This window comes from Micromonospora sp. CPCC 206061, from assembly GCF_036906915.1.
Classification (GTDB): Bacteria; Actinomycetota; Actinomycetes; order Mycobacteriales; family Micromonosporaceae; genus Phytohabitans.
Genome location: NZ_JBAKHX010000151.1, coordinates 1 through 8,654 on the forward strand (window position 1 = coordinate 1; position 8,654 = coordinate 8,654).

7 protein-coding genes are annotated in these 8,654 nt (G+C 73.0%); 4 read left to right on the forward strand and 3 right to left on the reverse strand.

All coding sequences use genetic code 11. The features are described 5' to 3' along the window. The first annotated feature begins 9 nt into the window (after nt 1-9). Both V6V89_RS40420 and V6V89_RS40425 read left to right on the forward strand, forming a co-directional pair. The gene (locus tag V6V89_RS40420; RefSeq protein ID WP_334625009.1) at nt 10-2,361 is read left to right on the forward strand and encodes an FtsK/SpoIIIE domain-containing protein; all 2,352 of its coding nucleotides are present in this window, start codon (nt 10-12) and stop codon (nt 2,359-2,361) included. A 17-nt stretch (nt 2,362-2,378) separates the two neighbouring features. Continuing rightward, nucleotides 2,379-3,029: a hypothetical protein gene (locus V6V89_RS40425; RefSeq protein ID WP_334625003.1), complete on the forward strand. Its 651-nt coding sequence runs from the start codon at nt 2,379-2,381 to the stop codon at nt 3,027-3,029. Between the two features lie 14 nt (nt 3,030-3,043). Here the strand turns inward: V6V89_RS40425 and V6V89_RS40430 are convergent, their stop codons facing one another. From V6V89_RS40430 to V6V89_RS40440, 3 genes are all read right to left on the reverse strand, one after another. Continuing rightward, nucleotides 3,044-4,288: a cupin domain-containing protein gene (locus tag V6V89_RS40430; protein WP_334625004.1), complete on the reverse strand. Its 1,245-nt coding sequence runs from the start codon at nt 4,286-4,288 to the stop codon at nt 3,044-3,046. Nucleotides 4,289-4,301: 13 nt separating this feature from the next. Next, a complete protein-coding gene (locus tag V6V89_RS40435; RefSeq protein ID WP_334625005.1) occupies nt 4,302-4,580 on the reverse strand; it encodes a BatC protein in 279 nt (92 codons plus the stop codon). 214 nt (nt 4,581-4,794) lie between these two features. Then, nucleotides 4,795-5,817 (reverse strand): LacI family DNA-binding transcriptional regulator, encoded by a 1,023-nt coding sequence (locus V6V89_RS40440; RefSeq protein ID WP_334625006.1) that lies wholly within the window; start codon nt 5,815-5,817, stop codon nt 4,795-4,797. Nucleotides 5,818-6,009: 192 nt separating this feature from the next. On the opposite strand from V6V89_RS40440, the gene V6V89_RS40445 reads away from it, so the two are divergent. Together V6V89_RS40445 and V6V89_RS40450 are read left to right on the forward strand one after the other, a co-directional pair. Continuing rightward, a complete protein-coding gene (locus tag V6V89_RS40445) occupies nt 6,010-7,107 on the forward strand; it encodes an endo-1,4-beta-xylanase (protein ID WP_334625007.1) in 1,098 nt (365 codons plus the stop codon). After that, nucleotides 7,104-8,603 (forward strand): glycoside hydrolase family 43 protein, encoded by a 1,500-nt coding sequence (locus V6V89_RS40450; protein WP_334625008.1) that lies wholly within the window; start codon nt 7,104-7,106, stop codon nt 8,601-8,603. The genes V6V89_RS40445 and V6V89_RS40450 overlap by 4 nt, the downstream gene beginning before the upstream one ends. Nucleotides 8,604-8,654: the final 51 nt, after the last annotated feature.

Below are 8,654 nucleotides of genomic sequence, written 5' to 3' on the forward strand. Positions count from 1 at the left end.
GACGGCGCGCTGGCCGCGCCCGGCGCCGCTGGCGAACCGTGGGAGGGCTGGCACGCGGCGCCCGCGGCCGCCGGCGAGCCGGCGGGGCCGCTGCGCATCGGCGCGGTGCGGATCGCGGGCGCGCCGCCGGTGCCGGCACTGGTGCCGCTGCTGGACCACGGGCACCTCGCGCTCACCGGCGACCACACCGACGGCATCGTCAGCACCGTGCTGCTGCGCGCGCTCGGCCGCACCCGGCCCGGGCAGGTGCGGCTGACCGGGTACGACCCGGAGCGGCTGGGCGGAGGGTTGGCGGGGTTCGCGCCGCTTGCGCCCGCGGGGCTGCTGACGTTCGTCGGGCCGGGCGGGCTGACCGGGCTGCTGGACGACCTCGTAGAGCACATCCGGCGGATCAACGAGAACGTGCTCGCCGGAGACTTCGGCTCGCTGCGCGAGATGGCGGCGGCTCACCCCGGCAGGCGGCCGGAGCCGTGGCGGGTGGCCGTGCTGTTGGGCGGCGACGAACTTTCGCGTCACGAACGGGCTCAGCTCGACCGGATCCTGCGCGCCGGTGCGGCATGCGGGGTCCACCTGATCGTGCACGGTATCCCCATGCCCTCCCACCCCTCGGTGGTGACCGTCTCCTCCGAGGGCTCGGTGTCTGGATGGGGTTCGCTGCCGGTGCGCTTCGACCCGCCGCCGCCCGCCGAGCTGGTCACCGCGACGTGCCGGCGGCTCGCCGAGCGGTACGCCACCGGACCCACTCCGGCGTCCTTCCCCGACCTGCTGCCCGGCGACATCTGGACGGAGAACTCCGCGGCCGGCCTGACCGCGCCCGTCGGTGACAGCCCCGAGGGGCGACCGGTCAACGTCACGCTCTCCGACTACCCGCCCCACGCGCTGATCGCCGGCCCGTCCGGCACCGGCAAGACCAACCTGATCTACGCGTGGATGGGGGCGCTCGCCGCCCGGTACGACCCCGACGAGCTGGAGTTCTACCTGCTCGACTTCAAGGAGGGCGTGTCGTTCGCGCGGTTCGCGCCGGGACAGCGCGACCCGAGCTGGCTGCCGCACGTGCGGCTCGTCGGCGTCAACGTCAACACCGACCGGGAGTTCGGGCTCGCGCTGCTGCGCTTCCTCGGCCGCGAGCTGCGACGCCGGGCGGACGCCGCCAAGCGGTACGAGGTGACCAAGCTCGCCGAGCTGCGCGCCGAAGACCCCGAGGGCCGCTGGCCGCGGGTCGTCGCGGTGATCGACGAGTTCCAGGTGCTGCTCGCCGGCCGTGACGCGCTCGCCCAGGAGGCGGCCAACCTGCTCGAAGACCTCGCCCGGCGCGGGCGGTCGCAGGGCATCCACCTGATCCTCGCCTCACAGGACGTGTCCGGCATCGAGGCGCTGTGGGGGCGGCCGGCGCTGGTCGCCCAGTTCACGCTGCGCATCGCGCTGCCCAAGGCACGCCGCATCCTCGCCGAGACCAACCCGGCGGCCGAAAACCTGCCCCGCCACCACGCGGTGGTGAACGCCGACTCGGGCGCCCTCGACGCCAACCAGATCGTCCGCATACCGGCCGCGGGAGACCGGCGGGTGTGGGGCGAGCTGCAGAACCGCCTGTGGCGCGAACGCCCGGTGTCGCTCGGCCCCCCGCGGCTCTTCGACGGCGACGCGGTCCCCCGCTTGACCGACGCTCCCGTGCCCTCCGATGGCGCTCCAGTGGCTTTGTTGGGTGAGGCGATCGACGTGCAGGCGCACGCCGCGCGGCTGCCGCTGCCCCGCAGCCCGGGACGCAACCTCGCCGTCATCGGCACCCAGGTCGACGAGGCGTGCGCGGTGCTCGGCGCGGCCGCCTGGTCCCTCGCGCGGCAGCACGCACCCGGCACCGCGCGATTCTCGGTCGCCTGTCTCGACGCCGACGCCGCCGCCACCGCGCAGTGGCTGCGCGAGGTGCTGCCCGACGACACCGGCTGGTACGACGAGGAGGATCTCGCCGAGGCGCTTCCCACTTGGCAGCCCGACCCGGCGCTCCCCCACTACGTCGTGCTCTTCGCCGCCGACGCCGCCGCGACCCGGCTCAGCGCCAAGACACCAGGCGGCTCCGGCCACGACCACCTGCGCCGGCTGCTCAACACCGGCCCCGAGCGGCGCACACATGTGCTCGGCTGGTGGCGCGGCGTCGCCCGCCTCCGCGACACCCTCGGCGGCCCCGGGTCGCGCACCGACTCCATCGGCGCGTGGGTGGCCCTCGACGTGCAGGGCACCGACCTCACCGGCTTCCACCCCGGCCAGGGCGGCCCTGTCTGGTACCCCCGACCGTGGCGGGCGCTCTATTTCGACCGGGCCCGGCACCGCACCCCGGAGGTCATCATCCCGTACGGACTGTCCTAAGTGGGCTGTGAATTCCAATGAGCTATGAAGACGCGATGGCGCGCCTCGCCAGCCGGTACGCCAGCGTCGACGCCCGCCGGGCCGAGGCCGACGAATGGCACGAACGGCAGGTGGCCGCCGCGGCGCGCGCCGAACGCGAGGCCGGAGCCGCCCTGGCCGCCGCCGAGACCGAACTGGCCGCCGCCCGCGCCCTCGTCGAGCGCATCGACCACGAGGCCGAGGATCTGTGGGGCCGCACCGTACGCCGCCTGGGCACCGCCGCGAGCCGCCACGGCGGCGTGCCCTCGCCGGTGACCCTGGCGACCGGCGAGTCGTACAACCCGGACCAGCTCCTCGAAGGCACCCGCGACCTGCTCGACAAGGAGTGGCGTCCCGGCAAGATGCCCGCATCCGCGTACCCGCTGCTGATGCTGTGGAGCGCCCTCGGCGCGGCGGTCGCTTTCGGGCTGCGGGAGGCGGCCCGGTGGGCCGGCCGTGAGTACGGCGGCGACTTGGCGGTGGGCCTGCCGGTGCTCGCCCTCGTCGTCACCATCCTCGGCCCCTTGGCAGGCCTGTGGCCGGCCAAGGTCGTAGCCGACCACCGCCACGTCACGCTGGACCCGGCCACCTTCGCCGTGGTGGTAGCCACCGGCCTGGCCACCCTGACCGCGCTGCTGCTGATCTGGTAGGCCCGCGCGCGGGGCTACGCGGGGGTCAGGATGGACTCGCGTAGGAGGCGGCGGGCCAGGAGCAGGCGGTCTTCGTCGGCTTCGAGGCCGGGCAGGTCGCCGACGCGGGAGACGCCGCCGGACAGCAGCGCTCGCACCGCGATCGCGCACTCGCCGGGCAGGCTCAGCGTGCGGTCGAAGACCCGCAGCGCCACCCGGTCGGTGCCCTCCGGGACGAGCTGCCAGCGCAGCCCCGGCCGGGGTGCGACGCGGGTGTCGAGGCCGAGGGCATCGATCGTCGCGGCCTGGCGCAGCGGCCGGATCGGGGCGGGGCGGGCAGCTGGCCAGGCGCGGGCGCGGAGCAGGTCGGCGACCGCGGCGGGCGCGGCGGTGTCCAGCCAGTCGCGCAGCGCCTTCACGGTCTCGGTCAGCTCGGGCGCGATCTGGTCGGCGTCGGCCACGTCGAGGCCGAAGGGCAGGCCACCGCGCAGCGCCGGCTCGTCGGCCGCCATCGCCAGCAGGGCCTCCACAATGGAGTACCGGGTCAGCGCGCGCACACCCACCGTCAGGTGCAGCGAGCGGACGCCCTCCGCCGAGGCGCTGTGCAGCCAGCCGCGCGGCAGGTAGAGGGCGTCGCCGGGTGACAGCACGGCGTCGAGGACGGGCGGGCCCTCGGCTACGGCGGCCACCTCGTCGGCGTGACCGCCCCACGGCTGGCGTTCGAGTGGATCGTGGACCACCGGCTCGTGTACCCGCCAGTGCTTGCGCCCGTCGACCTGCAGCACGAAGACGTCGTGGGTGTCGTAGTGGGTGGCGAAGCCCTGGTTGCCGGACGGGGTCAGGTACGCGTTGACCTGTAGCGGCTGCCCGAGCTGGTCACCCAGGTCGTTGGCGAAGTCGATCAGTGGCGGCCACATCCGGTGCAGGCCTTGGAGCACCAGGGTGGCGCCGTCGGCGTACAGGGCGAGGATGCGCTCGTCGAGCACCTGGTCGCCGATCTCCGCGCCGGCGCCGCCGCTGCCCGTGTACCGGCCGGGCGCCACGACGTGGCCGTCCTTGGCCACCCGCAGGAACGGGGTGCGCAGGCCGCGCCGGCTCAACAGCTCGTCGACGTCGTCGGGGCTGAGCAGGTCGGTGAAACCGCTCCCGCCAAGCTCGGCGGCGCGGGACAGCAGGGGCATCCGTCCCCAGTGGACGGCCGCGAACCTCGTCGCTGGCAGGGCCACGCAGCGGGCGAGGGCCGGACGGGTCCCGCCGCCCGGCCCTCGGAAACCGGTCATCAGTACCCAATCATCAGTATTCGGAAGCGCTGCCGTCGGCGCCGCCGTCACGCCCGGCGGGGTTTGCCCCGCCGTCCGCCGGCCCTTCGCCTGACCCGGGCGAGCCGGCGCCGCCGTCCGCGCCACCGTCCACGCCCGCCGGATCGGCTCCCCCGTCGGCCGGCCCTTCCGGCGAACCCGCGCCGCCGTCGGCCCCACCGTCCTCGCTCGCGGGGTCCAGGCCGCCGTCCGCCGGCCCTTCCTCGCCCAGCCCTGTGCCGCTGGTGCGGATGTCGTCATCGTCGAGTCTCATGGGGTGCCTCCTCAGGTGTCGACCTTGCGGCAACCCTGTACCCGAAGACGAGTTCAGCAAACCACGCAAAAGGGGCGCGGCGTGGGGGCTGGGCAGTCCTCCACGCCGCGCCGGTCAAGGTCCCACGTAGGTCCTTACCAGCTTCGATGGAAGCGTTCCCAAGTATCGATGTCTTGCCAGCCGGCAGTCAATGCGTTCCGGAAAATCGCCGAAATTACCGGTCGACGAGCGGCGCGGTGCTGTCGCGGATGACCAGGTCGGTCGCCAACTCGACACGCGGCGTCTCGACCGGCTCGCCCTGCGCCAGTCGCAGGACGGTGCGGGCGGCGAGCAGCCCCATCTCGGTGAGCGGCTGCCGCACGGTCGTGAGCGGCGGCGACGACCAGCGCGCCTCGGGCAGGTCGTCGAACCCGATCACGCTCACGTCGTCGGGCACCCGCAGGCCCGCCTGGCGCACCGCCTCGTACGCACCGAACGCCATCTGGTCGCTGGACGCGAAGATGGCCGTCGGCCGCTCCTCAAGGGCCAGCAGCGCGCGGGCACCCTCCAGGCCGGACTCGTGGTAGAAGTCGCCCGGCCGGATCAGCTCGTCGGCGAGCGGAAGGCCCGCGGCCTCCAGCGCGGCCCGGTACCCGTCGAGGCGGGCGCGGCTGCACAGCATCGACGGGCTGCCGGCGATGAATCCGATCCGCCGGTGCCCCAGCGAGATCAGGTGCTCGGTGGCGCGCAGGCCGCCGGTCCAGTTGGTGGCACCGATCGTCGGGATGTCGAGCGTCGGCACGCCGGCCGGGTCGACGAGCACCATCGGCACGTTGAGGCGGCGCAGCTCGGCGTGCACCGGTGGGGCGAGGTCGCTGGCGACCAGCACGACGCCGTCGGTGGCACGGGTGCGCAGGTTTTGCAGCCACTGGCGGGTGGAGGCGGTGCGCCGGTGGATCGCGGACACCACGGTGCCGACGCCGGCGGCGTGCGCCACGTCTTCGACACCGCGGATGATCTCAACGGCCCACGGGCTGTCGAGGTCGTTGAAGACCAGGTCGATCAGGCTGGCGCTGACCCGTGGCCGCGCGGCGCGCCGCCGGTACCCATGCCGCCGCAGCAGCTCCTCGACCCGCTCGCGGGTCTGCGGCGCCACGTCCGAGCGGCCATTGAGAACCCGGGACACGGTCGGCACCGACACGCCGGCCTCGCGGGCGATGGCCGTGATCGTGATTCTGCGACCTTCGTCGACCGTCACGTCAGCTCCTTCGTCGAAGATGACAGCGTACCGACCGAAAGGCTTTCGGATCGAACGTGCCCCGCGAGACACCCACCTTTGGCCCATCCATGGGGGTTGACGACCCGCTTTTGGAGCCATAGCGTTCCCAGCAAGTTACGGAACTGTTCCGGAAGCGTGTCTTCGATGAGAACGTATCCGAAAGGGAATTCTATGAAGGTGACTCGCGCGGTCGCCGGCACCGCCATCGCCGCGGCCCTTCTCCTGACCATCACTCCACAAAGCGCCCCCGCCGCCCCCGCCACGACCGACGCCACGACCGACGCCACGGCAGCCGCCCAGGGCCTCCGCGACGTCGCCAAGCGCACCGGCGTACGGATCGGCACCGCGGTCGACATGGCCGCGTTCAACGCCGACCCCCCGTACCGCGAGGCCATCGCCCGGGAGTTCAACTCGGTCGTGGCCGAGAACGTCATGAAGTGGGGCGAGATCGAGCGGGAGCGCGGCGTCCTCGACTTCACCGCCGCCGACCAGCTCGTCGACTCCGCCCGCGCCAACGGCCAGCAGGTACGCGGGCACACGCTGCTGTGGCACAACCAGAACCCCGGCTGGCTCACCGACGGCGTCGCGTCCGGCGAGATCGACGCGACCGAGCTGCGCCAGATCCTCAAGCGGCACGTCTTCGAGGTCGCCGGCCACTTCCGCGGCCGGATCGTCGCATGGGACGTCGTCAACGAGGTCATCGACGACAGCGCCCAACTGCGCGACACGATCTTCCTGCGCCTCCTGGGCCCCGAGTACATCGCGGACATGTTCCGCTGGGCGCACCAGGCCGACCCCAAGGCCAAGCTTTACCTGAACGACTACAACGTCGAGGGCGTCAACGCCAAGAGCACCGCGTACTACGAGCTGGTAAAGCAGCTCAAGGCCGACCGGGTGCCGGTGCACGGCTTCGGGATCCAGGGCCACCTCGGTGTCCAGTACCCCTTCCCGAACAACGTACTCGACAACGTGCGGCGCTTCGAGAAGCTGGGCCTCGACACGGCCTTCACCGAGGTCGACGTGCGGATGCCGATGCCGCCCGACGCCACGAAGATCCAGGCCCAGGCGTACGCGTACAGCGCCCTGCTCCAGGCGTGCCTGCTCGCCCAGCGATGCGTATCGTTCACCGTCTGGGGGTTCACCGACAAGTACTCCTGGGTACCGGGTGTATTCGACGGACAGGGTGCGGCCAACATCCTGGACGAGAATTTCGCACCCAAACCCGCATATGATGCGCTCAAGACGACCTTTACGCTCGGAGGGCGATGATCGGCAGGTACGCCAACCCCGTCATCGCCGGGATGCACCCCGACCCGAGCATCTGCCGGGTCGGGGAGCACTACTATCTCGCCTGCTCCAGCTTCGAGTACTTTCCCGGCGTACCGATCTTCCACAGCCTCGACCTCGTCCACTGGGAGCTGATCGGCAACGCTCTCGACCGCCCCAGCCAGCTCCCGCTCGACAACGCGCCGTCGTCGGGTGGCGTGTACGCGCCGACCCTGCGGCACTACGACGGCCGGTTCTGGCTGATCACGTCGAACGTCCCGCACGGCGGCACGCTGCTGGTCACCAGCACCGACCCCGCCGGGCCATGGTCGGAGCCGCGGGCGCTGCCCGGCGTCCAGGGCATCGACCCCGACCTGGCCTGGGACGACGACGGCAACTGCTGGTGCACGTTCGCCGGCATCGAGCAGGTGCGGATCGACCCCGCCACCGGCGCGGCGCTGTCGCGCCCGCGCCGGATCTGGTCGGGCACGCCAGGTACGCAATGGCCGGAGGCGCCGCACCTCTACAAGGTCGGTGACCTCTGGTACCTGCTCATCGCCGAAGGCGGCACCGAACGCGGCCACGGCATCTCGGTCGCGCGCGGCCCCTCGCCGAACGGGCCGTTCGAGCCGTGCCCCGGCAACCCGATCCTCACCCACCGCAGCACTGACCAGCCGATCCAGAACACGGGCCACGGCGACCTCGTACAGGCGCATGACGGCTCGTGGTGGATGGTGTTCCTGGGCATCCGCCCGCGCGGCGGCACGCCCGGGTGGCACGTGCTCGGCCGGGAGACGTTCCTCGCGCCGGTCGCGTGGGTCGACGGCTGGCCGGTCGTCGACGACGTCTCCCCCGAGATGCAGGCCGACCTGCTGCCCCAGCACCCGTTCCCGGAGCCGCCCGCCCGCGACGACTTCGACGGCGCCGACCTGCACCCGCGCTGGATCTCGGTGCGCTCCCGGCCCGGCGCCACCTGGTCACTCAAGGATCGGCCCGGCTGGCTCACCCTGCACGGGCGGGGCGGCTCGCTCGACGACCCGGCCGTGTCGTTCGTCGGGCGCCGCCAGGAGCACCTGTCGTGCCGCGTCCGCACGCTCATCGACGCGTCCGCCGGGCGCGGCGGTCTCGCCGTCCGCCTCGACGAACAGCACCACTACGAGATCGAGGCCGGCGACGGCGAGATCTGCGTCCGGGTCCGCATCGGGCCGGTCGTCCAATGGCGAACAGCGCGGCCCGAGCCCACCGGCCCGGTGGTGCTGCGGATCGAGACCCAGGCGTCCGGCCCCAGCCCCGACCACCCGCGCCAGGAGCCAGACGTGGTGCGGCTGGGCTTCGAGTCCAGCGACGGCCGCTTCGTGGTCCTCGACGAGCTCGACGGCCGCTACCTGTCCACGGAGGTGGCGGGCGGCTTCACGGGCCGCGTGATCGGCATGTACGCGGCCGCCGGCACGGTCCGCTTCGACTGGCTAAGCTACGACCCCACCCCCGACCCCCCCTAGCCCCCGCGCCCCGCGCGCCCCCCGCCCCCGCGCGCCCCCCGCCCCCGCGCG